25 protein-coding genes are annotated in these 23,829 nt (G+C 58.4%); 5 read left to right on the forward strand and 20 right to left on the reverse strand.

Annotation, left to right across the window (positions count from 1 at the left end; genetic code table 11):
- Position 1 precedes the first annotated feature (1 nt).
- From ABJO75_RS13065 to scpA, 4 genes are all read right to left on the reverse strand, one after another.
- Entirely contained in the window at positions 2-526 is a 525-nt protein-coding gene (locus ABJO75_RS13065) for an N-acetyltransferase family protein (RefSeq protein ID WP_348135628.1), read from the reverse strand.
- Positions 523-1,134: a VOC family protein gene (locus tag ABJO75_RS13070; RefSeq protein ID WP_348135676.1), complete on the reverse strand. Its 612-nt coding sequence runs from the start codon at positions 1,132-1,134 to the stop codon at positions 523-525. Before ABJO75_RS13070 ends, ABJO75_RS13065 begins: the two co-directional genes overlap by 4 nt.
- 82 nt (positions 1,135-1,216) lie before the next feature.
- Positions 1,217-1,702: an MAPEG family protein gene (locus tag ABJO75_RS13075; protein WP_348135627.1), complete on the reverse strand. Its 486-nt coding sequence runs from the start codon at positions 1,700-1,702 to the stop codon at positions 1,217-1,219.
- Entirely contained in the window at positions 1,702-3,831 is a 2,130-nt protein-coding gene (gene scpA / locus ABJO75_RS13080; protein WP_348135626.1) for a methylmalonyl-CoA mutase, read from the reverse strand. The genes ABJO75_RS13075 and scpA overlap by 1 nt, the downstream gene beginning before the upstream one ends.
- A gap of 223 nt (positions 3,832-4,054) precedes the next feature.
- Between scpA and ABJO75_RS13085 the strand changes: the two genes are divergently transcribed.
- Positions 4,055-4,498, forward strand: coding sequence for a DUF4174 domain-containing protein (locus tag ABJO75_RS13085; RefSeq protein ID WP_348135625.1), 444 nt, complete (start codon positions 4,055-4,057; stop codon positions 4,496-4,498).
- Positions 4,499-4,546: 48 nt separating this feature from the next.
- On the opposite strand, the gene ABJO75_RS13090 is transcribed toward ABJO75_RS13085, so the two are convergent.
- The 6 genes from ABJO75_RS13090 to ABJO75_RS13115 all read right to left on the reverse strand — a co-directional run bounded on the left by ABJO75_RS13090 (position 4,547) and on the right by ABJO75_RS13115 (position 10,285).
- The gene (locus ABJO75_RS13090; RefSeq protein ID WP_348135624.1) at positions 4,547-6,547 is read right to left on the reverse strand and encodes an acetyl/propionyl/methylcrotonyl-CoA carboxylase subunit alpha; all 2,001 of its coding nucleotides are present in this window, start codon (positions 6,545-6,547) and stop codon (positions 4,547-4,549) included.
- 261 nt (positions 6,548-6,808) lie between these two features.
- On the reverse strand, positions 6,809-7,015 hold the full coding sequence (locus tag ABJO75_RS13095) for a hypothetical protein (RefSeq protein WP_348135623.1): 207 nt from the start codon (positions 7,013-7,015) through the stop codon (positions 6,809-6,811).
- Between the two features lie 340 nt (positions 7,016-7,355).
- Complete coding sequence (locus ABJO75_RS13100) at positions 7,356-7,712, reverse strand: hypothetical protein (RefSeq protein ID WP_348135621.1); 357 nt, start codon at positions 7,710-7,712, stop codon at positions 7,356-7,358.
- A 66-nt stretch (positions 7,713-7,778) separates the two neighbouring features.
- The gene (locus ABJO75_RS13105; protein WP_348135620.1) at positions 7,779-7,922 is read right to left on the reverse strand and encodes a hypothetical protein; all 144 of its coding nucleotides are present in this window, start codon (positions 7,920-7,922) and stop codon (positions 7,779-7,781) included.
- A 214-nt stretch (positions 7,923-8,136) separates the two neighbouring features.
- Positions 8,137-8,709 carry a DUF6497 family protein gene (locus ABJO75_RS13110; protein ID WP_348135618.1) on the reverse strand — a complete coding sequence of 191 codons (573 nt, stop codon included), beginning with the start codon at positions 8,707-8,709 and terminating at the stop codon, positions 8,137-8,139.
- Positions 8,710-8,752: 43 nt separating this feature from the next.
- The gene (locus ABJO75_RS13115) at positions 8,753-10,285 is read right to left on the reverse strand and encodes an acyl-CoA carboxylase subunit beta (protein ID WP_348135616.1); all 1,533 of its coding nucleotides are present in this window, start codon (positions 10,283-10,285) and stop codon (positions 8,753-8,755) included.
- Positions 10,286-10,462: 177 nt separating this feature from the next.
- On the opposite strand from ABJO75_RS13115, the gene ABJO75_RS13120 reads away from it, so the two are divergent.
- Complete coding sequence (locus ABJO75_RS13120; protein WP_348135615.1) at positions 10,463-11,677, forward strand: multidrug effflux MFS transporter; 1,215 nt, start codon at positions 10,463-10,465, stop codon at positions 11,675-11,677.
- 62 nt (positions 11,678-11,739) lie between these two features.
- Positions 11,740-13,140 (forward strand): short-chain fatty acyl-CoA regulator family protein, encoded by a 1,401-nt coding sequence (locus ABJO75_RS13125; protein WP_348135614.1) that lies wholly within the window; start codon positions 11,740-11,742, stop codon positions 13,138-13,140.
- Positions 13,141-13,156: 16 nt separating this feature from the next.
- Here ABJO75_RS13125 and ABJO75_RS13130 read toward each other — a convergent pair whose 3' ends face one another.
- The 9 genes from ABJO75_RS13130 to ABJO75_RS13170 all read right to left on the reverse strand — a co-directional run bounded on the left by ABJO75_RS13130 (position 13,157) and on the right by ABJO75_RS13170 (position 21,314).
- Positions 13,157-13,393, reverse strand: coding sequence for a DUF465 domain-containing protein (locus ABJO75_RS13130; protein WP_348135613.1), 237 nt, complete (start codon positions 13,391-13,393; stop codon positions 13,157-13,159).
- 108 nt (positions 13,394-13,501) lie between these two features.
- Positions 13,502-14,155, reverse strand: coding sequence for a thermonuclease family protein (locus tag ABJO75_RS13135; protein ID WP_348135612.1), 654 nt, complete (start codon positions 14,153-14,155; stop codon positions 13,502-13,504).
- A 62-nt stretch (positions 14,156-14,217) separates the two neighbouring features.
- Complete coding sequence (gene betA, locus ABJO75_RS13140) at positions 14,218-15,876, reverse strand: choline dehydrogenase (RefSeq protein ID WP_348135675.1); 1,659 nt, start codon at positions 15,874-15,876, stop codon at positions 14,218-14,220.
- Positions 15,876-16,523 (reverse strand): glutathione S-transferase family protein, encoded by a 648-nt coding sequence (locus ABJO75_RS13145; protein WP_348135611.1) that lies wholly within the window; start codon positions 16,521-16,523, stop codon positions 15,876-15,878. Before ABJO75_RS13145 ends, betA begins: the two co-directional genes overlap by 1 nt.
- A 4-nt stretch (positions 16,524-16,527) precedes the next feature.
- On the reverse strand, positions 16,528-18,036 hold the full coding sequence (gene betC, locus ABJO75_RS13150) for a choline-sulfatase (RefSeq protein WP_348135610.1): 1,509 nt from the start codon (positions 18,034-18,036) through the stop codon (positions 16,528-16,530).
- Positions 18,033-18,605 carry a transcriptional regulator BetI gene (gene betI, locus ABJO75_RS13155; protein ID WP_348135609.1) on the reverse strand — a complete coding sequence of 191 codons (573 nt, stop codon included), beginning with the start codon at positions 18,603-18,605 and terminating at the stop codon, positions 18,033-18,035. Before betI ends, betC begins: the two co-directional genes overlap by 4 nt.
- A gap of 78 nt (positions 18,606-18,683) precedes the next feature.
- A complete protein-coding gene (locus ABJO75_RS13160) occupies positions 18,684-19,655 on the reverse strand; it encodes a DUF1036 domain-containing protein (protein WP_348135607.1) in 972 nt (323 codons plus the stop codon).
- A gap of 113 nt (positions 19,656-19,768) precedes the next feature.
- Positions 19,769-20,674 carry a DMT family transporter gene (locus ABJO75_RS13165; protein ID WP_348135606.1) on the reverse strand — a complete coding sequence of 302 codons (906 nt, stop codon included), beginning with the start codon at positions 20,672-20,674 and terminating at the stop codon, positions 19,769-19,771.
- 40 nt (positions 20,675-20,714) lie between these two features.
- Complete coding sequence (locus tag ABJO75_RS13170) at positions 20,715-21,314, reverse strand: LysE/ArgO family amino acid transporter (protein WP_348135605.1); 600 nt, start codon at positions 21,312-21,314, stop codon at positions 20,715-20,717.
- Between the two features lie 88 nt (positions 21,315-21,402).
- Here ABJO75_RS13170 and ABJO75_RS13175 point away from each other — a divergent pair, with 88 nt between their 5' ends.
- On the forward strand, positions 21,403-22,287 hold the full coding sequence (locus ABJO75_RS13175) for a LysR family transcriptional regulator ArgP (protein ID WP_348135604.1): 885 nt from the start codon (positions 21,403-21,405) through the stop codon (positions 22,285-22,287).
- A gap of 139 nt (positions 22,288-22,426) precedes the next feature.
- Entirely contained in the window at positions 22,427-22,687 is a 261-nt protein-coding gene (locus ABJO75_RS13180; RefSeq protein ID WP_348135603.1) for a hypothetical protein, read from the forward strand.
- Between the two features lie 13 nt (positions 22,688-22,700).
- On the opposite strand, the gene ABJO75_RS13185 is transcribed toward ABJO75_RS13180, so the two are convergent.
- Positions 22,701-23,441 (reverse strand): YebC/PmpR family DNA-binding transcriptional regulator, encoded by a 741-nt coding sequence (locus ABJO75_RS13185; RefSeq protein ID WP_348135602.1) that lies wholly within the window; start codon positions 23,439-23,441, stop codon positions 22,701-22,703.
- Positions 23,442-23,829 lie beyond the last annotated feature (388 nt).

The following is a 23,829-nucleotide window of genomic DNA, read 5'->3' on the forward strand; positions in this document are numbered from 1 at the left end:
TCTAGCCCGGCTGCCCGCGAGTGTCAGGTGCGCCATCTGGTCTCGGGCGTAATATCTTTTGCATCAGAACCAAATCGAGATAGGCACCAGCCTTGAAGCCGACTTCGGGCAAGCGACCAACCACGTCAAATCCGATCGCTTCGTGAAATGCGACTGCGGCAGGGTTGCTGCCGCTGATCCCGGCGACCAGAACATGAATGCCTTGCTCTATCGCCACCTGCTCAAGACGCTGCATCAGGACACGCCCCATTCCCCGCCCACGCAAGGATGCCGCCAGATGGATCGAGTGCTCGGCGGTGCGCGCATATCCCGGCCCCGACCGAAACTGCCCGAAGGTGGCAAAGCCCAGCACCTCGGTTTCGTTCTCCAGCACCTGAAACGTCGGACCGCGAGCGCGGATATCATCCTGCACCGCATCAACGCGCCGTTCCACGGTGGTGAACGTGATGGTCGAATGACGAATGATCGGGTTAAAGATCTCACAGATCGCCTCTGCGTCCCCCACCCGTGCCTGACGCACGATCATTGCAGAACGCGCAGACCGTGAGGGGTGTCAATTTCAGCGCGCAACGCCGCCGCACCGGTATCATACACGATGCGTTTACCATCCAGCATGGGATGCAGCGCGGCCCTGAGTGAAACTGCATCAGGATGCGAAACGATCAGCCGCCGCAACCTGCAACCCGACGCCGCCAGCATCGCACTGGGATGCAACGGACTTTGCCAGCAAATCAGCGCCGGATGAAGGTTATCAAAGGGAAGCTTGCCGTCATCCGGTACAGCCATCTGCCAGCGCAATTCTCCGCGGGCCAGCGCCACAGGCGTTCCGGCACCGGCAGGCAATTGCGTGAGGGAGGCCGCCATATCGTCAGTCGCGCAGATCCAGTTGGTCAGCCGTGCGGGCCCAGAAAACCGGTCAAGATCGAACCACCGAGGTCGCTCGGGTTCGGGTGCGGCGGGATCAATCGCAATGGCTTCTAGATAAAGCCCGCCTTCCAGCCCGAGAAGCGTGTTGTGCGTCGCAAACATGTCGTGCTGCCCACCGGGCTGCATCCGTATACCGAGCGCGCCTTCTACCGCGGCCGTCGCCGCATTCAGCGTTTCACCGGATACCGCAATGTGATCGAGTTTCATCATGCGGCCATATTGCCGTGTCAGCGCGGCGCGGAAAAGGTCAAAACCTGCTGGCTCGCATAAATCCAGACGCCCTCCGCCGTCAGGACAGCCACGCTACAAACGACCAGATTGCCGCGAGAACCGTCGGATAAAAAGTGGCGGCAAATCCGAAGCCCCGAAGCGGCGCCGAGATGTGATAGCCGATCCAGAACGCCAGACGCGCGACGGCAAAGGCCAGCCCCATGACCACGACCACAATGCCGCCCAGTGTCAAAGCCACAAAGGGCCAGCTCACCAAGGCCAGCACCAACTGCTCAGTCGTGTTGGACAGAACGCGCTGGTCGATCCACGCCGGGCTTTGCGGGACAAAATCTTCGCCATCTATGATCGTGTCGTCAAAGAACCGGCGTTGCGCCAACCGCCCGATCATAACGAGCATCACCAACCCCGGCGCAAAGAATGCGCCGGGCAGTGCCAGTGGGGGCGGCAGGAATGGCAATCCCGGCGATTGTGGCAGCCAGACAACCGCCAGCGCCCACGCCGCACCGGCAATCATGCCGATCACGATCGTCGGGCGTTTTCTCATCAGCTGCGAGCTTCGCGAACCAGCCTCAGGATGTCCTTGGCCGCGTTCGGAATATTGGTGCCCGGGCCAAAGATCGCCTTGACCCCGTTGTCATAGAGGAACTGGTAATCCTGCTGCGGGATCACGCCCCCACAGATGACGATAATATCATCGGCTCCGGCATCCTTGAGCGCTTGAACCAGTTGCGGAGCCAAAGTTTTATGGCCCGCCGCCTGACTGGAAATGCCGACGATGTGCACATCGTTATCCACCGCATCCTGCGCGGCCTCTTCCGGTGTCTGAAACAGCGGTCCCACATCCACGTCAAACCCGATATCGGCAAAGGCCGTGGCAATCACCTTGGCGCCGCGATCGTGGCCATCCTGACCCATCTTGACCACCAGCATACGCGGGCGACGGCCCTCGACTTCGGCAAAATCCTCGACCGTTTTCTGGATCGCGGCAAATTCGGCGTCGCCCTCGTAGGCGGCTCCATAGACACCGGCAAGCGTCTTGACCTCGGCGCGGTGCCGGCCGAATTCCTTTTCCATTGCCATGCTGATTTCTCCAACAGTTGCCCGCGCGCGGGCGGCTTCGACCGCAGCCTCAAGCAGATTGCCACTTTCCCCCGCGCAGCGCGTCAGGTTGTCCAGTGCTGCCGCACAGGCGTCTTCGTCGCGCTCGGCCCGCACCTTATTGAGGCGCGCAATCTGGCTTTCGCGAACTTTTTCATTGTCGATCTGAAGAATGTCGATCGGGTCTTCCTTGTCCTTGCGGTACTTGTTGACGCCGACGATCACCTCGTCGCCCCGGTCGATCATCGCCTGACGGGTGGCCGCCGATTCCTCGATCCGCAGCTTGGGCAAACCGCTGGCAACCGCCTTGGTCATACCGCCCATCTCTTCGACCTCTTCGATCAGCTTCCATGCCTCTTCAGCCAAATCATGGGTCAGCTTTTCAACATAGTAGGACCCTGCAAGCGGATCGACCACATTGGTCACTCCGGTTTCTTCCTGCAAGATCAGCTGCGTATTCCGCGCGATACGGGCACTGAAGTCTGTAGGCAACGCAATCGCCTCGTCCAGCGCATTGGTGTGCAATGACTGTGTGCCACCCAGAACCGCGCTCATCGCCTCGTACGCGGTGCGGATCACGTTGTTATAGGGATCCTGCTCCTGAAGGCTGACACCAGATGTCTGGCAGTGGGTCCGCAGCATCATGGATTTCGGGTTCTTGGGCTCAAACTCGCTCATGATCTTGTGCCACAGCATCCGCGCCGCCCGCAGTTTGGCCGCTTCCATGAAGAAGTTCATGCCGATCGCAAAGAAGAACGACAACCGTCCCGCGAATTTGTCGACGTCCATGCCGCGCGCAATGGCGGTACGGACATATTCCCGTCCGTCCGCCAGCGTATAGGCCAGCTCTTGTACGAGGTTCGCGCCAGCTTCTTGCATATGATAGCCGCTGATCGAAATGCTGTTGAACTTGGGCATGTCGTTCGACGTGAATTCGATGATATCCGCCACGATCCGCATCGACGGCTCGGGTGGATAAACATAGGTGTTGCGCACCATGAATTCCTTGAGAATGTCGTTCTGAATCGTCCCTGCCAGAACCGATTTATCGTGGCCCTGCTCTTCGCCGGTGACGATGAAGCTGGCAAGGATCGGAATCACCGCACCGTTCATGGTCATCGACACGCTGACCTTGTCGAGCGGGATGCCGTCAAACAGGATCTTCATGTCTTCAACGGAATCGATCGCAACGCCGGCCTTGCCGACATCGCCGACCACACGCGGATGATCGCTGTCGTAGCCCCGGTGCGTGGCAAGATCGAAAGCAACGCTGACACCCTGTTGCCCCGCCGCCAGACCGCGACGGTAAAATGCGTTGGATTCCTCTGCCGTCGAAAACCCTGCATACTGACGGATCGTCCAGGGGCGCCCTGCGTACATCGTCGCCTTGACCCCACGGGTGAACGGCGCGGTTCCCGGTGTGGTACCCAGATGATCCACATCCGCCAGGTCTTCAGGCGTATACAGCGGCTGAACCTCGATCCCTTCGAGGGTTTTCCAGTTCAGATCATCCAGCGGGCGGCCGCGCAATTCCTGCTCAGCCAGGGCCTTCCAGTCGTCTTTCTCAGAAGCCATTTGATCGTCCTCTTGTCTTGTCTGTCCATGGCAGGATCCGGCCCGCCAGAATTTCTAGGCTGGATGATGCATCCATGTTGGAAAGTGCCTTGCCGCGCGCAAGGCGTCATGGCGGATTGCTGATCGCAACCACGTCGCCGCAGTCAATTTTTCGTGCCAAGGCGCAAAAACTAGCATCGCATTTGTCGCTGACGTGCTTATATATCTAGCAACGGGAGACAAAATGAAACTCAGCTTAGCACTTGTTTTCGCGGCGTTATTGCCTTCACCTTTTTGGGCGCAGGACGCATCGGAACAGCCGAATGCCGCGATGATACAGCCTGCGGGCGAAAGTGATCTGAGCGAATTTCTCTGGACCAAACGCCCGGTCGTGGTGTTTGCCGACTCTCCTGCGGATCCGCGGTTTACCGAACAGATCGAACGCCTGAGCGAAGACCTCGACATGCTGATTGATCGTGATGTCGTCATTCTGACCGATACCGATCCTGCCGCAGCCTCGCCCCTGCGCCAGAAATTGCGGCCGCGTGGGTTCATGTTGGTTCTCGTGGGCAAGGATGGCGGCGTCAAACTGCGCAAACCATCACCCTGGACAGTGCGGGAAATCACCCGGTCCATCGACAAGACCCCCGAACGCCAACGCGAGATCGACCAGCGACGCGGGCTTTGATCCCTGCGACGCCGGATCGATTGATATGCGGCAATCAGCAGCACGGGATCATTCAAACTCCATGATCACTTCGTCGACGGCAAGGCTATCGCCTGCGCCGGCGTTGATCTTGGACACCACGCCCTTTTTCTCGGCGCGCAAGATGTTTTCCATCTTCATCGCTTCGATCGAGCATAGGGCCTGACCCTCCTGAACGTCTTCCCCGACCTCGACGTTGATGTTCACGACAAGACCGGGCATCGGGCAAAGCAACAGCTTGGATGTATCCGGCGCAACCTTTTCAGGCATCAATGCGGCCAGTTCCGCCTGTCGCGGACGGCGCACATTCACTTTCAGGTCGGCGCCGCGGGTGCGCACACGGAACCCTTGGGTGATCTTGCCGACCTTGAGAACCAGAGGCTCCCCGTCGACCTCGATGACCGCAAGTTGGTCGCCCGGCGTCCAATCCGACGCGACCCGCAGCTTGCTTCCATCGGCAAACTTGACCGTCGCCCCTTCCCGGTCGGCCTTGACCTTGAGATCATATTGCTGGTCCTGCAGCGTCACGACCCAACGCTTGCCAACCTTGCGCTCGTGATTGTCCATGCGTCCTGAAACACGGGTGCGACGTATCTCGGCAATCCGGTGCATGGCCGCGCAAGACGCAGCAATCCGCCGCAATTCGGTTTCGGGCAGCTCAACCCCTTCGAACCCGTCGGGATATTCCTCGGCGATGAACGCGGTGGTCATGTCGCCGGATACGAATTTCGGATGATCCATCACGGCGGACAGAAATGGCAGGTTGTGGCCGATGCCTTCGACCTCGAAACTATCCAACGCCACGCGCATCCGCTCAATCGCCTCGCCCCGCGACGGAGCCCACGTGCAGAGCTTTGCGATCATCGGGTCGTAATACATGCTGATCTCGCCGCCTTCGTAGACGCCAGTATCATTGCGCACCACATGACTTTCCTCGGCGACTTCGGCCGGGGGACGATAACGTGTCAGACGACCGATCGAGGGCAGAAAACCGCGATACGGGTCTTCGGCATACAACCGGTTTTCAATCGCCCAGCCGTTCAGTTTGATGTCATCCTGCGCAAAAGGCAGCTTTTCTCCGTTGGCGACACGGATCATCTGCTCGACCAGATCAACCCCGGTGATCAGTTCTGTCACCGGGTGCTCGACCTGCAAGCGGGTGTTCATTTCAAGGAAATAGAAGTTCTTGTTGCCATCAACGATGAATTCAACCGTACCCGCACTGGTGTATCCAACCGCCTGCGACAGCGCGACGGCCTGTTCGCCCATCGCCTTGCGGGTCGCTTCGTCCAGGAACGGGCTGGGTGCTTCTTCGACGACTTTCTGGTTGCGCCGCTGGATCGAACATTCCCGTTCGCCAAGATAGACGCCATTGCCGTGGCCGTCGCAAAGCACCTGGATTTCAATATGGCGCGGCTGGGTCACGAACTTTTCGATAAAGATCCGGTCGTCGCCAAAGGAGTTGGCCGCCTCGTTCTTTGAGCTTTGAAAGCCCTCGCGGGTTTCTTCGTCGTTCCAGGCGATCCGCATCCCCTTGCCGCCGCCGCCAGCAGATGCCTTGATCATCACCGGATAGCCAATCTCACCCGAGATCTTCACGGCTTCTTCCGCGTCAGCGACCAGCCCCATGTATCCCGGCACCGTCGAAACCCCGGCCTCTTGCGCGATCTTTTTTGAGGTAATCTTGTCGCCCATGGCCTCGATTGCCCCGACCGGAGGGCCGATGAACGCGACGCCTTCTGCTTCAAGTGCTTCGGCGAACTTGCTGTTTTCCGACAGAAACCCATACCCCGGATGCACCGCCTGTGCGCCAGTTTTCCGGATGGCTTCCATTACTTTGTCGATCACAATGTAGGATTGGTTCGCCGGTGGCGGGCCAATATGCACAGCCTCGTCAGCCATCTGCACATGCAACGCATCCCGGTCCGCATCGGAATAGATCGCGACGGTGGAAATCCCCATCTTGCGAGCGGACTTGATGACACGGCAGGCGATTTCGCCCCGATTGGCGATCAGGATCTTGTTGAACATGGACTGTCCTTTGGCTGTGTTGATTTGGTAAACGCAAAACCCGCGCGCACGGCGAGCGGCCGCGGCGAGTTCTGCGACAATCTGGTTTTTTCAGGCGTTGGATATCCCGAGTTCGCACGGGCAGCGCGTCTGCAATTCCGGGTCTCGGACATTGTGCGCCACAAGACACGCGGAATGCTACTTCGCCCTACGGATGTTGTGAGATCAGAGCTCAGGGGCCGCTGAGATGTCCGGAACGCTCCCGAACGCTTGCGAATGGGTCTAGCGACAACCGCCCGGTTTATGCTGACAGTACAGGACATTGCCTGCGGCGCCAACGACCACTCCACCGACGATACTCCCTTGCAGCACCGCCGCTCCGAGAACGCCTGCTCCGCCACCATACAAGGCTTGTTTGCCAACCGTGTTGCCACAGCCGGCAAGGCCGACACATACCAACACAGTGATCCAAAGAGTTCTTGCTCGCATTCCGCCCCTCCTTTTATCGGGCTGGTGGCTGATGCGCGTAAATGCCCGGTTGAGCCGCTCCCATGCAATCCGAAAGCGCGATCGCTGCACGGATCGGCAAATCGATGCCGAACCATTGCAGCGCGTTGCGGGTCATAAGAAACGGGCAGGCAATCGCCATCGACGAAAGCCTGCCCGTTCAGGGAAGGGGTACGGAATAGGTAGTCAGTAAACAGCGCGGGAATAATAACGCCGCTTACAACCTTTACGGTGGTACATTTCTTTTCATTCGCCAAGTGGCAGTTTTCAGAACGGCCATTTTGAGCCATTTTTTGCCGATGCAATGATGTCAGTTGGGCGATCATGACCCGTCCCCTCGGAAAGCGTCGGGGTAACTGGCGCGTGCGACGCTAACATCTAACTTAAGAAGTGCATCATAACTTTCTGGATCAAAGGGATCTTCTGCGGCAACCACCTCGCGTCCAAACAGCCAATTCAGCCGCCCGGCATCAAGGTTGCCACGTTCAAACGGCTCGTCGCCAAAATGCTCCCAGAGCGCGGCGATGAAACCTGCATCCGCACGGCGATCCGCAGGCCGGCGATCCGCAAACCGCTCGCGCGGCTTGAGAGGGGTCACCCCTTTTGGATTCGGGCGCCGAATCGTGAACTGAAAATCTGTTCCGGCCAGACGTCCGGGAAAGCCGCGATGCTTCAACATGGGGTGTCCCCCGCATGCATTGCAGCGGAATTCAGGGCCGGCCCGATGTCCGCACTTGCAGACGGATCAGTCGTACTTGCCCGTGTAGGTCGGTTCGATGCTGACAGAGTCCGGTTCTGCCACCACAAATTCTTCCTGTGGTGAGGTATCACAGGCTGCGACAGCGACGACCAAGCTGATCGCCGCAACAAATCTGATGCTGGTAGACATGAATGTCTCCTGACTGCTCTCTTCGCTATGCCGGGATCATTAACCCCGGTCCGCCCCTCGTTGGAGGCAACAATCGCCTTAGCGCGACTTGTCGAACAGTTAGCGTAGAAACAGTCAGATTGGAATCGTTGGTTTGTCGCCAAATCGATCGCACATTTCATGGGCATATCCCGGCCACGCACTGCGCATGAATCCGCAACATCTTGGGTCCGCATCAGTAGGCCTCCCAGATACAGTCGGCATCTTCGAGCCGATACGCCTCAAAAAACTGGGTCGCGTTCGGATTTGCCTCTCCAAACGGGACATCGCGGTCCGCCATCGAGATCACCACATGTGTAAAGGCCAGCTCAAATTCGGACATGTAGGGAATCACCATATCACGGCAAAGATGCTCTATATCCCCGGCGGCAACGTCATAGTTGACCGACCCGCCGTCACGCGCAATTGCGGGAGCGACGAATCTGAACCGCACCCAGGTCTCGCCGGTTGCGTCATCAAGCAGAACCTCGTTGAGCGAAACAGCCTGTCCGGAGGGAACCGAAACCGCTTGCTGAGTCGCCGCAGAGGTCGCCATCAAGATCAACATCAGTGTTAATCCACAGCCCCGGCGGCTCCGTTTCCGGGCTCCTCCCGCCGGGGCTGCTGGCGCGTCACGCCCTGTGCGCGCATCTCTTTGCCCAACCGCACGCATCCAAAGGCTGGAAACGCCACACCCATCCTGATCCACGCAGGTGCCGTCAATGGCATGTGCGGGATTGGACGTCTGGCTTTTCCAGAACTGGAACAACGTGATCTCCTTGCGGGTCGGTCGGGCAATCGTAAGGGTGTATTCAGAGTGGAATGTTGTCGTGCTTTTTCCACGGATTTTGCAGGGACTTGTTCCGCAACGACGCGAACGCGCGGCTCACTCTCATCCGTGTGGAATGCGGCATGATCACCTCGTCCACAAAGCCTTTTTCCGCAGCCACAAAAGGATTTGCGAAACGATCTTCATAGTCCCTGGTGTGCGCTGCGATCTTGTCGGCATCGCCAAGATCGGCACGATGGATGATCTCGGTCGCGCCCTTGGCCCCCATCACCGCGATCTCAGCTGTCGGCCAGGCATAATTGAAATCGCCGCGCAGATGCTTGGACGCCATCACGTCATAGGCGCCGCCATAAGCCTTGCGGGTGATGACTGTGACCTTTGGTACCGTCGCCTCGCCATAAGCAAAGAGCAGCTTTGCGCCATGCTTGATAACGCCGCCGTATTCCTGACCGGTGCCGGGCAAAAAGCCGGGCACATCCACAAAGGTCAGGATCGGGATTTCGAAGGCATCGCAGAACCGCACGAAACGCGCGGCTTTTCTGGAACTGTCGATATCCAGACATCCGGCCAGAACCATCGGCTGGTTCGCGACCACGCCGACAGGGCTGCCCTCAAGGCGGATGAAACCCGTTATGATGTTCTTGGCAAAGTCTTCCTGAATCTCATAGAAATCCGCTTCGTCCGCGACCTTCAGGATCAACTCCTTCATGTCATAGGGCTTGTTGGCGTTGTCCGGGATCAGAGTATCAAGGCTCGCCTCAACGCGACCGGGTTCATCAAAGAACGGACGCACCGGCGCCTTGTCGCGATTGTTCAGCGGCAGAAAATCGACCAGCCTGCGCACTTCGGCCAAAGCTTCGACATCGTTCTCAAACGCGCCATCTGCAACGCTGGACTTGCGGGTGTGCGTTCCTGCGCCGCCCAACTCCTCGGCGGTGACGACTTCGTTGGTGACCGTCTTGACCACGTCTGGCCCGGTGACGAACATGTAGGAGGTGTCTTTGACCATAAAGATGAAATCGGTCATCGCCGGCGAATACACCGCCCCACCTGCACAGGGCCCCATAATCACGCTGATCTGGGGCACAACGCCACTGGCCATGATATTGCGCTGAAAGACTTCGGCATATCCCGCGAGACTGGCGACACCTTCCTGAATACGTGCACCACCGGAATCGTTGATGCCGATGACCGGCGCCCCGTTCTGCATCGCCATATCCATGATCTTGCAGATCTTCTGAGCGTGGGTTTCCGACAACGATCCGCCAAACACCGTAAAGTCCTGCGAGAACAGATAGACCATCCGACCGTTGATCGTGCCCCAGCCCGTTACCACACCGTCGCCCGCAGGACGTTGTTTTTCCATCCCAAAGTCGGTGCAGCGATGCGCGACGAAGGTGTCAAACTCCTCGAAACTGCCTTCGTCCAACAACAGTTCAATCCGTTCGCGGGCTGTCAGCTTGCCACGGGCGTGCTGAGAGTCGATCCGCTTTTGCCCACCACCCAGACGGGCATCCTCGCGGCGACCCTCCAACTCGGAAAGGATATCTTTCATGGCATGTCCCCTTGCAGATTTTGCGGAACACTACAGAATTGCGGGGCGCAACCAAAGGGTTAATAAGAATATTTGCAAACTATTTACCTGCATATGATTGCTAATTGAAAACCTGCTAATTAACACTTGAAGTTATGGTGGAAGCTCGATGTTGCGCGTATAGGACTGAGTCTGATCATGACTGACACACCCAACATACGATTTCTGGATCGGCGAACTCCGCCGCACATCGGGACGCTGATCCTGATGACCGGGACGTCGGCGCTGGCAATGAACATCTTTCTGCCAAGCCTGCCGAATATGACGGTTTACTTTCAGACCGATTATCGGGTTTTGCAGCTCTCGGTGGCGCTGTATCTGGCGACCAGCGCCATTCTACAACTTTTCATCGGGCCTTTCGCCGACAAGCTGGGCAGACGCCCGGTCACACTTTATGGCGTGGTCCTGTTTCTGCTGGCGACATTAGGCTGCATTTTCGCACCAACCGCCGAGGTCTTTTTGATCTTCAGAATGTGCCAGGCGGTCATCGCGGTTTGCATGGTGCTGGGTCGCGCGGTGGTTCGGGATATGTATCCGCAGGACAAGGCCGCTAGCATGATCGGATATGTCACCATGGGCATGGCTGTCGTGCCGATGCTTGGCCCGGTGATCGGTGGCGTGCTGGACGAGATCTTTGGCTGGCAGGCGAATTTCTGGCTGCTTTTTGCAATCGGTGTCCTGATGTTATGGCTGATCCGCTACGACATGGGCGAAACCGGCGGCAAGAGCGGGCTGACCCTTGCACAGCAGTTTGGCGAATACCCGGAATTGCTGCGCAGTCCGCGGTTCTGGGGCTATTCGCTTGCCATGGCCCTGTCGTCAGGAGCGTTTTTTGCGTATCTCGGCGGCGCGCCGTTCATCGGCACCGATGTCTATGCGCTGGAACCATCCGCCTTGGGTTTCTATTTTGGTGCGCCCGCGCTTGGCTATTTTCTTGGCAATTACCTCACGGGCCGGTTCTCTGCACGGGTCGGCATCAACTTGATGATCCTCTGGGGATGCATCCTGTGCTTGGTCGGCATTGCGACATCCCTCGCCATTACCTACGCCGGTATTGACTCGCATTTCACCTTTTTCGGGTTGATGACCTTTGTGGGTCTCGGCAACGGCCTGTCCATGCCCAATGCCACCGCCGGGATGCTCTCTGTACGACCGCATCTGGCCGGGACGGCTTCTGGCCTCGGCGGCTCTATCATGCTGGGTGGCGGCGCGGCGCTCAGCGCACTGGCCGGAGCCCTGCTGACCCCGGAAACCGGGGCGTTCCCGTTGCTCTGGATGATGCTGATCACTGCAATCCTAAGTATTCTTTCGATCATCCTCGTGATTATGCGGCAAAGGAAACTGGGCCTCTGAGCCTTGCACCCCGCAATTTGCAAAGTTAGCCTGCATTAGTTCGAATTTTGCAAAGGCACGACATGGCGACGCAAAAACTCTATGCCGGAGCCAAGTTGCGCGAGATGCGTACCCGCCTTGGCCTGACGCAAAAAGACTTCGCCGCAAAGCTCGGCGTTTCGCTGCCTTACCTGAACCAGATGGAAAACAACAACCGACCGGTCAGCACAACCGTCGTTCTGGCGCTCGCGCAGGAATTCGGAATGGATGTGACCGAGTTGTCCACGGGTGACAGCGAAAGGCTGGTCAGCGACATGCGCGAGGCCCTGGCCGATCCGGTGTTTGCCGACGCCATGCCTCCGATGGCCGACCTGCGGTTAACTGCCTCCAACGCCCCCGCCCTTGCCCGTGCGTTCATCGATCTGCATCGCAGCTATCGACAAACCCACGAGCGCCTTGCCTCGCTGGATGAGGCCCTCGGACGCGAAGATGCGCGGACACAAACCAGCCCTTGGGACGAGGTCCGCGACTTCTTTCATTATTGCGACAATTACATTGATGCGGTTGACCGCGCGGCTGAGAATTTTGCGGGGACGGCGGCGACACCCCAAGACATTCGGTCAGTGGCCACCGCACAGTTAACCGCACGCGGGGTTGCCGTCGCGTTTGTCGACATGGAACCATTGCGCCAGTTCGACACCGACCGCAAAATCCTGCGTCTTTCATCACGCGCGACACCGCAAACACAGGTGTTTCAGATGCTCTTGCAGCTTGCGTTGCTGACGCAGGACAAGCTGCTTGAGGCGACGCTGGATCTTGCTCGTTTCCATACGGACGCCGCTCGGTCGATCGCGAAGATCGGTCTGGCAAACTATTTCGCCGGTGCCGCGTTGATGCCCTATCGCACGTTTTTGTCCGCCGCTCAGGATTGTCGTCACGATCTGGAGCGGCTCAGCCTGCAATTTGGCGCATCCATCGAACAAGTGGCGCATCGATTATCGACGATGCAGCGCCCCGGCGCCAAGGGGCTGCCATTCTTCTTTGTGCGGGTCGATCAGGCCGGTACGATCACCAAACGCCACAGCGCCACGCGCCTGCAATTTGCACGGTTTGGCGGGGCCTGTCCCCTTTGGAACGTGCATCAGGCCTTTGAAACCCCGGGCCGTTTCCTGAGACAACTGGCTGAAACCCCCGACGGCGTCGGATACATCCTGCTTGCGCGCGACGTATCAAAACCGGGCGGATCGTTCGGTGCGCCGATACGCCGTTATGCCATCGCGCTCGGATGCGAGGTCAAGCACGCCGGTTCGCTGGTTTATGCGGATGGGCTTGATGTATCGGATACCGGCAGCTTTGAACCAATCGGCATCTCCTGCCGCATTTGCGAGCGCAAAAAGTGCCATCAGCGGTCGGTTCCGCCACTGGAACGGCAGTTGACGATCAACGAGAATGAACGGGGCGTCCTGCCGTACCAAGTCAGCTGACGCCCCAAAGGCACTATCAGGCCGACAGCAATCCCCAAATCTGATCTTTGAGCATCGCGCGTTGCTTGCGCAGTTCGACCTCGGCCAATTCTTCGATTGGCTCGACATTGGTCTCCGCACGATGAACAGCGCGGTTGACCTCGTGATACTCGTCCGTCAGTCGGGCGAAATGGGCATCCGACTGCTTCAGCTCTTGAATCCGCTCGGCCTTGTCAGGGAATTCTTCGTGCAATTCGTGTGGGGTATGTGACATGTTTTCGCTCCGTTTCCTTCAGTTTCACAGCAGGCTATCGCGTCTTGATGTGGCAGCACTTTGATGCGGATCAAGCGTCCGCGCAAATTCCGGAGACTGTTCACGACGTCAACGTCGTGCGCGCCGCCATCCCGCCTGCTGCGCTTCGGCTTCCGAACAGAACCAACGCTCGCCCTTGGACGGGTTGATCCGTGTCTTGCCGTAATGCTCTTGCCCCGGCACGTGGTAAATCCGCGTCCCCTTGGATGAAACATTGCCTTTGATCGGGCAATCCTGCCGCGAGGGTTGTACGGCAGACCGCTTGGCCGCGCGAAACTGCGCTGGTCGCTGAAACTGATCGCCATGCAGACCGCGACCGTTCACCGCCGCCGCCTTTTCATCCAGATCATAGTCCATAGAGTATTTGCGATACGCAAAGGCCAGACCATCGGATACCATCACCCGACCGGCATCCTCGCGCCCTACTGCGCACCGCGCCACGATGCGGCCATAGCGATCCGTGTCGAGCGCCGTACAGCTTGCCGACTTGCCGTCGTATTGTTTCCTGACCTGTTGCGAGACCCACTGGCCACAGGCCCAGACCTCCCCATTCGGGCGCTGGCAGGTCTGATCAACCTCGGGTGCATCAATGCCAAACAGCCGCACCCGGTCACCGCCGACATCCCAAGTATCGCCATCGATCACGCGGATCCGCCCATTGGGATCCGCTGCCGCAAACTGCGGCAGAAGGCAGAGAACAAAGACGGCACAAACTCTTAACATTTGGTTTACATAGGGAGGCAACGCCCCTTGTGCAATCCAGCTTTTGTTCGTCTTTTACCCAATCAGCGTTGCGCGACTTTCCACGCGGAATTCAACCAAGGCTCATCATTGGTGGGGGCCAGAGGGGCCTTGCCAAGGAGGTGGTCAGACATCTTTTCGCCCACCATGATCGACGGCGCATTCAGGTTGCCGTTGGTGATGCGCGGAAAGATACTGCTGTCCGCCACACGTAGCCCGTCAACGCCGATCACCCGCCCTGCCGGGTCGACAACCGCATTCGGGTCGTCCGCCCGCCCCATGCGGCAGGTTCCGCAAGGATGATAGGCGCTTTCGGCATGTTCGGCGATGGCGGCATTCAATTCTTCGTCGGTCTGAAGCGTCTCTCCGGGCTGGATTTCATGGCGTACAAAATCCGCAAACGCAGGCTGGGCAAAGATCTCGCGGGTCAGACGGATGCAGGTCCGGAAATCCTCCCAATCCTGCTCGTTGGACATGTAGTTAAAGCGGATCATCGGTGCTTCGACGGGATCGCCACTGCGCAGGGTCACGGCCCCCCGACTGGTCGACCGCATCGGACCGACATGGGCCTGAAATCCGTGCCCTTCTGCCGCGGCCCTGCCATCATAGCGCACCGCCATCGGCAGGAAGTGATACTGGATATCCGGATAGGGCACCCCTGCCCGGCTCCGAATGAAGGCCGCGCTCTCAAACTGGTTGGAGGCCCCAAGTCCGGTCTTGGAAAACAGCCATTGCGCGCCGATCAACGCCTTACTGACAAGGTTCCAGTGTTTGTAGAGTGTGATCGGCTGGCTTGCGGCCATCTGGATATACATCTCCAAATGGTCCTGAAGGTTCGCGCCCACACCGGGTCGGTCAACAATGGGCGCGATCCCGTGTTCGGCAAGGTGGCTGGCAGGGCCGATACCCGACAGCATCAATAACTTGGGCGAATTGATCGCCGAGGCCGCCAGTACAACATCTCGCCGCGCCCGGATCACTTCTTTTCGCCCGCTGCGTTCGACTTCGACGCCGGTTGCCCGCCCGTCTTCAATCACCACCTTGCAGGCCAATCCCCGCACCAAGGTGCAATTGTCGCGCTTTAGCGCCGGGCGCAGATAGGCATTGGCCGCAGACCAGCGCCGACCGTTCCAGACGGTCTGCTCCATCGGGCCGAACCCTTCCTGTTTGCGCCCGTTATAGTCATCGGTGAGCTGGTACCCGGCTTGCTCGCCTGCCATCACAAAGGCTGAATGCAACGGGTTATTGCGCGGTCCTCGCGTCACATGCAGCGGACCGTTTGTGCCGCGCCATGCCGGGTCGCCGCCGTGGCCGCCATCGTGCCAGGATTCCATGCGTTTGAAATAGGGCAGCACATCGGCATAGCTCCAACCATCGGCACCCGCCTCGGACCAATGGTCGAAATCCTTCGCGTGGCCGCGCACATAAACCATACCGTTGATGCTGGAAGAACCACCGATCACCTTGCCACGCGGACAGGCCAAGCGCCGGTTGTTCAGATGCGGTTCAGGCTCGGATTGATAGCCCCAGTCATAACGCGACATGTTCATCGGATAGCTGAGCGCGGCGGGCATCTGGATGAATGGGCCAGCATCGGTGCCGCCATGTTCGATCACGATGACTGACGCTCCGGTCTCGGATAGGCGATAGGCCATGGCACATCCGGCGCTACCGGCCCCGACGATGACAAAATCTGCTTCCATCATGCCTCCGGGTCCCGCAGGACCGAATAGTCGACCATCACATGCTGGCGATAGGTTTCCAGTTGGGTCAGACGGTCGTAATAGGCTTCGACATTCGGGTTGGGATCACGCGCAACATCGATGGTAAACCAGCGATACAGCAGGTGTCCGATGGTGATATCAGCGGCGCTGAGGGCCTCACCACAAACATAGCGCTTGCCCTCCAACTGTGGGGCAAGCCGGGCCAGCAGGGCGTTGAACCGGGCGATTGCCGCCGTCAGTGCCGCCTCGTCCCGCTTGGTGGCCGCGGTGCGAACCCGGGGCCAGAAGATGGGCACGGTAAAGGATTGCGACAACTCGTTCTTTCCCCACTCTGCCCACATGTCGATGGGGGCGCGGGCCGTTGGGTCCGCTGGCCAAAACGCACCACCATCACCATACTTCGCCGCAAGATACCGCAGGATCGCGCAGCTTTCCCAGATCACAAGATCACCGTCACGCAAGACCGGCACGCGCCGGTGTGGGTTCATCTCGCCATATTCGGCCGTATCCAACCCGCCATGTGCGTGGCCATAATCGAGCCGTTCATTTGCGATGCCCAGTTCCGCGAGCGTCCACATCACAATCTGAACATTAGACGACGTGGCACGTCCATAAACCGTCAGCATGACATTATTCTCCCCTCGGAAAGCGTTGGTTTTCCTCAAGAACGTTCAGGTCCATGTGGTTGCGCATATAGCGCTCGGACGCTTTTTGCAGCGGCTGGTAATCCCAAGGATAATAGCCCCCTTGCCGCAGCGCCTCGTAAACCACCCATCGCCGCGCCTGACTTGCACGTATCGCGGCATCAAAGGCGTCAAGATCCCAACGTGCTTCGGATTTGGCGCGCAGGCTGGTAAGCGTGCCCTGATGCGCCGGGTCCTCCGCTAGGTTGGTCAATTCATGCGGGTCGGCCTCGAGATCAAAGAGTTGCTCCGGGTCCAGCGCACACCGGTTGTACTTCCACTTGCCATAGCGCAGCGACACCAGCGGCGCATCGCTGGCCTCGGCGGCGTATTCTATTGCAACAGGGCTTGTGCGTTCGGTCCCGTTTGCCAGCGGCGTCAGGTCTTCGCCATCGGTCCATGGCGCGATTTCGGCCATGTCTATGCCCGCCAACGCACCCAGCGTCGGAGTGACGTCCAGTGTCGACACCGGTGTGTCGATCCGTCCGGCAGGCATTTCCGGGGCCGCGATCATCAAGGGAACGCGCGACGAACCCTCAAAGAACGACATCTTGAACCACAAGCCGCGCTCACCCAGCATATCGCCGTGGTCCGAGACAAAGACCACAATCACCTCTTGTCGGGTGTCTTCCAGCACCTGAAGAATTTCACCGATCTTGTCATCAAGATAGGAAACGTTGGCGAAATAGGCACGGCGCGCACGTTTAACGTGGTCTTCAGTGATGTCAAAACTGCGCCAGTCATTGGCGTCAAAAATGCGCTTGGAGTGGGCGTCGTGGTCATCATACTCCATCGCCGGCACCTCTGGCAGCAGATGGTCGCAGTCTTCGTAGAGATCCCAGTACTTGCGACGCGCCACATACGGATCGTGTGGATGGGTGAAACTGACCGTCAGTGCCCAAGGGCGATCATCCTTGCCCCGTGCAAGATCATATAGTTTGGCCCGTGCGTGATGGGCCACCTCGTCATCATATTCCATCTGGTTGCTGATCTCGGCGACACCTGCCCCGGTCACCGAGCCCATGTTGTGATACCACCAGTCGATGCGCTCTCCCGGTTTGCGGTAATCCGGTGTCCACCCAAAATCCGCCGGGTAGATATCTGTGGTCAACCGTTCCTCAAACCCGTGTAACTGATCGGGGCCGACAAAGTGCATCTTGCCCGACAGGCAAGTGTGATATCCCGCGCGGCGCAGATGATGGGCGTAGGTCGGGATATCGCTGCGAAACTCGGCCGCGTTATCATAAACACCGGTCCGCTCGGGCAATTGCCCCGACATGAAACTCGCCCGCCCCGGCGCACAGAGGGGGCTGGCCGTATAGGCGTTTGCAAAACGTGCCGAGCGTTCGGCCAGCCGCTTGAGATTGGGAGCATGCAACCAGTCTGCTGGCCCGTCGGGAAACAAGGTTCCGTTCAGTTGATCGACCATCAGGATCAGGATATTTGGCTGCGTCACAGGCGCGGTTCCTTCAGCATTTCAAGCACCGATAAGGCATGGGTCGTCGCCATTTCCGGCGTATCCGGCTCGTTCAGGGCCGCACGGATGTAGAGACCGTCGATCAAGGCAGTCAGCGTGTTCGCCGCAATACGCGGGTCCTTGGTCAAGGGCCTTAGGGCGTGGGACAGGTTTGATCGCATGCGTGCCTGATAAATCTGCCAAAGACGCAATGCCTGAGTGTTCTTTTGCGCCAATACATAAAACGTCATCCAGGCACTGATGGTCTGGGGCGTGAAACAGGACGGGGCAAAACAAGCCCTGATCACCGCTTCTGCACGGGCATCCGGCCTTGCGCGGCCAAGTTCGCTGCGCACTTCCGATCCAAAATCCGTGAGTATGCGGCGCATCGCAGCAAGGAAAATCTGATCCTTGCCGCCAAAATAATGATGCGCCAGCGCGCTCGACATGCCGGCACGCCTTGCGATCTGGCTGACGGTCACATCGAGCGATCCCGCCGAGCCGATTTCAGCGATCGTCGCCTTGACCAACGCCTCGCGGCGAATGGGTTCCATTCCGATCTTGGGCATGTCTTTGCTCCGAGCTGCTGCGCGCTCGAAGCTAGGAACTGTTTATTGACTCGTCAATCAATAAAATCCTGACGGCGGTCACTCTGCCCTTTGGTATTCAAGCAGATTGCCTCTTGGCAGATAGAACAGCGACAGATCGGTCGCATCCAGCGTTTCGATCGCATAGCAATAAACGTCCCCATGGGCTCTGTCGGTGGCCCGCAGGTAAGGACCGACCCCGGTCTCATCATCGCAGCTTTCCTGAAGCGACAGATAGTCAGTTCCCGTATCCGACCCGTCATAGTGGCCGGTTCTTTCCGACCCCGAAATCGTCAGGTGTTCGTTGGGATCGTCCACAGACACCCACTCCCCCTGCAAGAGCATCAGCATCTTGTCCGCAGGCGTTTCGGGTCGGGATTGCGCCTTGCTCAACGTCACGGACGCGACGATGTCGTCCAGCGCCGTGACAGTACCCGTGACCGCAAGCGGTGTAGCGGGTGCAAGTTCACCCAAAAATTCGAGGACCGGTGCCGGCGTGTCTGCGTTGATTTCGTATCTGATGCCACCCGCATGGAACGAACAGGTCAGGGCGCCCTCCTCATCGGCTGGCTGACAGGATTGAAACACCGCGTCATCGCGAACCAGTGTCATCGCAGCGTCAGGCTCGCTCAACTCGGACAGTTGCACGGTGACATGCGCCTGGCCTTCTTCAACCGGTATGGCGTGAAACAGCGCGATCTGATGTCCCAGCACGATACAGTCGTCACTGTTCACAATCGTGAAACGTGATTCGCTTGTGCAAAACTCTGCCCCGGTGCGTGCGGGCAAGGGATCGGGTGACTTGGCGTGCAGATAAATCTGCCCGCCTGCCAGATCGCGGGCAAGCGGCGTTTGGCAGGAATCCGGTTCAATCGTCCACCAGCCCTCTGATATCTTGTCGCCTCCGCGCTGATACCCAATTGCGACAGCCTGAAGAACCTCGGTATCGTTGCACACTTCCAGGCCCGCGAGTGCCGCGGAAGGGCCGAGTGCCAACGTCATAAGCAATAATGTGGCTGTCGATCTAATCATGATCGTTCTCCCTGCAATGGGATCAAGGGTATTTCGAAGTTGGCACGACAGTTCAACTGTTCATCTGCAACTTTGCGGAAACAACTTGGTCGACCGAGCGCCGACGACGGGGGTCAAACCTTGGTTGCGGGTGTCGCCGGCGTGATCTGGCGACGGTTCAGCATGGTTTCACGCCAGGTGATGAAGCTGACAGAGGCAAGAACAATCGCCCCGCCAAGCACCACCCAGAAATCAACCGGTTCGCTGAACGCAAGTGCCCCGAGCGCCGTTGCCCAGACCAGTTGAAGAAACGTCACCGGCTGGGTGACAGCGACCGGGGCCGCCGCAAACGCCAGTGTCATCGTATAGTGGCCTGCCGTGGCAAAACACGCCACACCGAACAGAATGCCGATCTCGGTCCAGGTGGGTGTCACCCAAACCGCATAGGCAAACGGTGCCAGCGCCAAGGTCACCACGATGGACAGCATCCCGACAACAACGGCTGCGGGAACCTTGCCCACCGTGACTTTGGCAAGCAGATATGATCCACCAAAGAGTACCGCCGCCAACAGCATCGCCCAATGCCCCGGTTGTATTTCACGAAAACCGGGCCGCAGGATGATGACCGCGCCGATCAGGGCAGTGATTACCGCCGCAATGCGCCGCATCGCAAGCCTTTCACCCAGAAACAATGCCGCGCCAAGCGTGACATAGACCGGTGCCAAATAGTTAATCGCCGTCACCTCAGCCAGTGGGATTCGGGTCATGGCATAGAACCACAGCATCACGCCCACCGCGTGCAATGCCCCGCGCACGCTGAATTGCAGAACAAGTTTGGTGTTCAACCGTGTTTTCAACAATGCCGGCAGCATCGGAATCAGGAAGACCAGCCCCAGAAAATACCGCAAAAAAGCCTGTTCTTCTGGCGGAATCCGGGGGCCAAGATATTTGACGATGGCCGTGACGGCCACAAAGCACAGCCCGGTCACCAGCATCCATAAAATGCCAACCATGGGGCGCGATGATTGTGCGTTTTCCATGATCCATCTTCAACACCCGATCGGCGCCCGACACAACCCTTCACATGATAAGTAACTTGATTGCAATCGCCCACATGATCACTGCGATCAGAACATCCAGCACCTGCCAAGCCGTTGCACGAGAAAACAACGGCGCCAGCAGCCGCGCGCCGTAACCAAGAGTAAAGAAGAACACGAAGCTGGACGTGACCGCGCCGAGGCCAAATTGCAGCCGATCAGGGTATTGCGCCGAAATCGATCCGATCAGCACAACCGTGTCGAGATAGACATGCGGGTTGAGCCAGGTAAAGGCCAACACCGTCATCAGGCTCGTCACGAGGCCACTTGATGATCCGTTCGCTGTGACGAGGGCCGAGCCGCCTCGCCATCCGCTGCGCATGCTCATCGCACCATAAGCGATCAGGAACGCAGCACCTCCGTAACGCATCACCGGCTCAAACCATGGCACATAGGTCGCCAGAGATCCGAATCCGGCGACCCCTGCGGTGATGAGCAGTGCGTCAGACACAGCACAGGTCAGGCAAATCCAGAACACATGCTCGCGTCGGAGACCTTGACGCAAGACAAAGGCATTCTGCGCCCCGATCGCCAGGATCAGGCTGAAACCCAAAGCAAAACCTGCAAAAAACGTCGATGTCATAATGCCCCCTATGCGTCGTCTGGATTTGACTAAACAGGGTCGGTACCTTTATCCAGTTAAAGATCTTTAGGATAATTAAGAAACGCTAATGCAATTTGATCCCCATCAACTCACCGCCCTGACAGCAGTGTTGAGTCGCGGCAGCTTTGACGCGGCAGCATCCGATCTGGGCGTCACACCTTCGGCGATCTCGCAAAGGATCAAGGCTCTGGAGGATCGCGTTGGGGGTGCACTGGTCCTACGCGGAAGCCCCTGTACGGGCACGCCTGCCGGAACGCGACTGGTCAAACATGCCGAGGACGTCGCCCTGCTCGAGGCGCATGTCAGCCGCGAACTTGCTCTTGAGAACACGACCGGCCCTGCCCGGCTCAAGATTGCGGTCAACGCCGACAGCCTTGCCACATGGCTCATTCGCGCGCTGTCAGAGGTCGAGGACGTGCTGTTTGACCTTGTCATCGATGATCAGGATCACAGCGCCCAATGGCTCCGTCGCGGCGAGGTGAGCATGGCGATCACCGCACACGAAAAGCCCGCAGCCGGGTGTGACGCCTGGCCGCTTGGCGCGCTCCGCTATATTCCGACGGCCAGTCTCGCTTTTAAGAAGCGATGGTTTCAAGAGCAGGTCGATCCGGCGTCCCTTGCCCGCGCGCCCTGCCTGACGTTCGACGCCAAGGATATGCTGCAACGCAGGTGGATCGACCAGATGTTCAGCGTCCACCTATCCCCGCCGGTGCATTACCTGCCCTCGACGCAGGCGTTCATCGACGCAGCGCGGCTTGGGCTGGGCTGGGGCATGAATCCCGAACAGCTCGTCACGGCGCATTTGGAGACTGAAACACTTGTGCCGCTCATCGCCGATGCACCACTCGACGTACCGCTTTCCCTGCAGGTGAGCCGGATCATGGCACCAACACTTGCTCCGCTGATCCGCGCCGTCCGTAGTGCGGCAGCTGAAGAACTGGTGCAAATCTGAGCGCAACAATATGTCGCTTCAGCCCAGTATGCGAGAGTATTCTTTCGCATCAAGCCCAGTTCGCGCTAGCCATGTCGCATATCGCCCCCTATATGCCGTTTGCAGGACACATCTGGTCGCAAACCAAAGAGGTCGATGAATGGCTGGCTACAACAAGAACTTTGAACTGACTGTAGACGATATCGAACGTATCGAGGCAGCCCTGAGACTGCATAAGCAGGCGGTCTCTATTGAAAGACTGGCGCTTTTGGAGGAGACCGATGCACCTTCAGACACGACGCGCAGCGACCTGATCGACAAAGAGCTCTCTGCCATTCACGATCTGCTCGGGCGGCTCCACAATCAAAAGATCTTTTATCGCCCCGCGAAGGCGAAAAACGCACCCTACGTCAGCGGCTGAGAATCAACTCTTTTCAGAGTTGATCCATCACCTCGTCGCTGGCATCGAAATTGCTGGTGACGCGCTGCACGTCATCATCATCTTCCAGAGCGTCGATCAGCTTCATCAGCTTCTGCATGCCCTCCAGATCCATTTCGGTCGTGGTGGTCGGACGCCAGACCAACTTGGTGCTCTCGGATTCGCCCAGTTCGACCTCAAGTGCGGTGGAAACGTCGTTCAGATCGGTATCCGCGCACCAGATGACGTGCCCGTCCTCGGAACTTTCAACATCCTCGGCCCCAGCCTCGATCGCGGCCATCATCACCGTATCCGCATCGCCGACTTCGGCGAGATAAGTAACTTCGCCCTTGCGGTCGAACATGAAACCAACGCTGCCAGTTTCGCCCAGATTACCGCCATTCTTGGAAAAGGTTGACCGCACGGTCGACGCGGTGCGGTTGCGGTTGTCGGTCATCGCCTCGACGATCACCGCCACGCCGTTGGGGCCATAGCCCTCATAGCGGATCTCTTCATAATCATCGCCCTCGCCCGCCTGCGATTTCTTGATCGCGCGGTCGATCACGTCCTTGGGCACAGATTGCGATTTCGCTTCCTTGACCGCGAGCCGCAAGCGCGGGTTCTTGTCGGGATCGGGATCGCCCATCTTGGCCGCGACGGTGATTTCCTTGCTGAGCTTGGAAAACAGCTTGGAGCGCGCCGCGTCCTGACGTCCCTTGCGATGCTGAATATTTGCCCATTTGGAATGGCCGGCCATCGTGAGCCTCCTGCTGATGTATCCGTTTCGACGCTCTATAAGTGAAAGCGCGGTATGGGTTCAATCCCTGACGCGATCTGCACTGAGATGCCGTGCCTCTGGCAACAACATCCCTCGGAACAGTTGCAACGCTTAGACGCCGACCTTTGCGAAGTTTGGCCCGTTCACAGACTGCGGACCTTCAAACCGGTTGCGGCAAATGGCAGGATTTCAGCCCATAGCTCCGAAATGCTGCAAGGTCGCGAATGTCATCTGTGGGTGGCTCCTGCATTGCAAGTGTTTTCTGGTGATATGCGCGGTCATTTTCGTCAGTACTGTCGTCTGTCCGGCCTGTTTATGTTTTGGCATTGCCTCCACTGGCCCTGATGAATTCCGCAAGCGAGGTTCC

The sequence above is a fragment of the Sedimentitalea sp. genome (assembly GCF_039973035.1).
Lineage (GTDB): Bacteria > Pseudomonadota > Alphaproteobacteria > Rhodobacterales > Rhodobacteraceae > Sedimentitalea.

Bases quoted from the DNA above. Each gene is read 5' to 3' on its own strand.
- ABJO75_RS13125 (WP_348135614.1), top strand. From the start codon at position 11,740: ATGGCGACGCAAAAACTCTATGCCGGAGCCAAGTTGCGCGAGATGCGT.
- ABJO75_RS13175 (WP_348135604.1), top strand. From the start codon at position 21,403: ATGCAATTTGATCCCCATCAACTCACCGCCCTGACAGCAGTGTTGAGT.
- ABJO75_RS13085 (WP_348135625.1), top strand. From the start codon at position 4,055: ATGAAACTCAGCTTAGCACTTGTTTTCGCGGCGTTATTGCCTTCACCT.
- ABJO75_RS13105 (WP_348135620.1), bottom strand. From the start codon at position 7,922: ATGTCTACCAGCATCAGATTTGTTGCGGCGATCAGCTTGGTCGTCGCT.
- scpA (WP_348135626.1), bottom strand. From the start codon at position 3,831: ATGGCTTCTGAGAAAGACGACTGGAAGGCCCTGGCTGAGCAGGAATTG.
- ABJO75_RS13075 (WP_348135627.1), bottom strand. From the start codon at position 1,702: ATGAGAAAACGCCCGACGATCGTGATCGGCATGATTGCCGGTGCGGCG.
- ABJO75_RS13160 (WP_348135607.1), bottom strand. From the start codon at position 19,655: ATGATTAGATCGACAGCCACATTATTGCTTATGACGTTGGCACTCGGC.
- ABJO75_RS13065 (WP_348135628.1), bottom strand. From the start codon at position 526: ATGATCGTGCGTCAGGCACGGGTGGGGGACGCAGAGGCGATCTGTGAG.
- ABJO75_RS13185 (WP_348135602.1), bottom strand. From the start codon at position 23,441: ATGGCCGGCCATTCCAAATGGGCAAATATTCAGCATCGCAAGGGACGT.
- ABJO75_RS13090 (WP_348135624.1), bottom strand. From the start codon at position 6,547: ATGTTCAACAAGATCCTGATCGCCAATCGGGGCGAAATCGCCTGCCGT.
- ABJO75_RS13180 (WP_348135603.1), top strand. From the start codon at position 22,427: ATGGCTGGCTACAACAAGAACTTTGAACTGACTGTAGACGATATCGAA.
- betI (WP_348135609.1), bottom strand. From the start codon at position 18,605: ATGCCCAAGATCGGAATGGAACCCATTCGCCGCGAGGCGTTGGTCAAG.
- ABJO75_RS13095 (WP_348135623.1), bottom strand. From the start codon at position 7,015: ATGCGAGCAAGAACTCTTTGGATCACTGTGTTGGTATGTGTCGGCCTT.
- ABJO75_RS13070 (WP_348135676.1), bottom strand. From the start codon at position 1,134: ATGAAACTCGATCACATTGCGGTATCCGGTGAAACGCTGAATGCGGCG.
- betA (WP_348135675.1), bottom strand. From the start codon at position 15,876: ATGGAAGCAGATTTTGTCATCGTCGGGGCCGGTAGCGCCGGATGTGCC.
- ABJO75_RS13100 (WP_348135621.1), bottom strand. From the start codon at position 7,712: ATGTTGAAGCATCGCGGCTTTCCCGGACGTCTGGCCGGAACAGATTTT.
- ABJO75_RS13170 (WP_348135605.1), bottom strand. From the start codon at position 21,314: ATGACATCGACGTTTTTTGCAGGTTTTGCTTTGGGTTTCAGCCTGATC.
- ABJO75_RS13115 (WP_348135616.1), bottom strand. From the start codon at position 10,285: ATGAAAGATATCCTTTCCGAGTTGGAGGGTCGCCGCGAGGATGCCCGT.
- ABJO75_RS13135 (WP_348135612.1), bottom strand. From the start codon at position 14,155: ATGTTAAGAGTTTGTGCCGTCTTTGTTCTCTGCCTTCTGCCGCAGTTT.
- ABJO75_RS13120 (WP_348135615.1), top strand. From the start codon at position 10,463: ATGACTGACACACCCAACATACGATTTCTGGATCGGCGAACTCCGCCG.
- ABJO75_RS13165 (WP_348135606.1), bottom strand. From the start codon at position 20,674: ATGGAAAACGCACAATCATCGCGCCCCATGGTTGGCATTTTATGGATG.
- ABJO75_RS13130 (WP_348135613.1), bottom strand. From the start codon at position 13,393: ATGTCACATACCCCACACGAATTGCACGAAGAATTCCCTGACAAGGCC.
- ABJO75_RS13145 (WP_348135611.1), bottom strand. From the start codon at position 16,523: ATGCTGACGGTTTATGGACGTGCCACGTCGTCTAATGTTCAGATTGTG.